Here is a 503-nt window from a genome sequence, read left to right as displayed (position 1 = left end):
ACGTGACCGCCTTCCCCGAGATCCGCTTTCGGACCACCGCCGTCTACCCCGACCGCGGCGACCGGGCGATGGTCCTGGGCACCCTCGACCTGATTGGGCGTCCAGATCGGTGACGGTGGAAACCGAACTGCTCCAGGCCCCGGACCGCAACAGGCAGGTCCGGTTCGCCGGCCACGCCCGCCTGTCCTGCAGCGACTGGGGCATGACCGCCTTCCTGCCGCTGGTCTGCGACGAGGTGCGGATCAGCTTTCAGTTCGCCGCGACCGCTAGCCCGTAGCGCCCCATCTGCCGGACGAAGTCGTCCGGCAGGGGTGCCTGGGCCTGGATGGTGACGCCCGCCAGCCAGGGAACCTCGATCGCCCGGGCATGCAGCATCAACCGCCCCGACTCCCGGTCCTGCCCGTAGATGCGGTCGCCCAGGAGCGGCGCGCCCAGTGCCTTCAGATGCACCCGGATCTGATGGGTCCGCCCGGTCCGTGGCCTGGCCTCCACCAGCGCGACCC

Annotated in this window: 1 protein-coding gene and 1 pseudogene; one reads left to right on the top strand and one right to left on the bottom strand. The window is 70.8% G+C overall.

Annotated elements, in window-relative coordinates; genetic code table 11:
- Positions 1 to 109 precede the first annotated feature (109 nt).
- Positions 110 to 277: a YceI family protein gene (locus EQG76_RS24930; RefSeq protein WP_159717327.1), complete on the top strand. Its 168-nt coding sequence runs from the start codon at positions 110 to 112 to the stop codon at positions 275 to 277.
- Here the strand turns inward: EQG76_RS24930 and EQG76_RS24925 are convergent.
- Positions 250 to 503: pseudogene (locus tag EQG76_RS24925) on the bottom strand (RluA family pseudouridine synthase); the annotation flags it as partial. The gene EQG76_RS24930 and the pseudogene EQG76_RS24925 sit on opposite strands and share 28 nt — an antisense overlap.

Origin of the sequence: Geminicoccus flavidas (assembly GCF_009806515.1) — a bacterium.
Taxonomy (GTDB): Bacteria; Pseudomonadota; Alphaproteobacteria; order Geminicoccales; family Geminicoccaceae; genus Geminicoccus; species Geminicoccus flavidus.
This window is presented reverse-complemented; position numbering and strand designations above follow the sequence as displayed.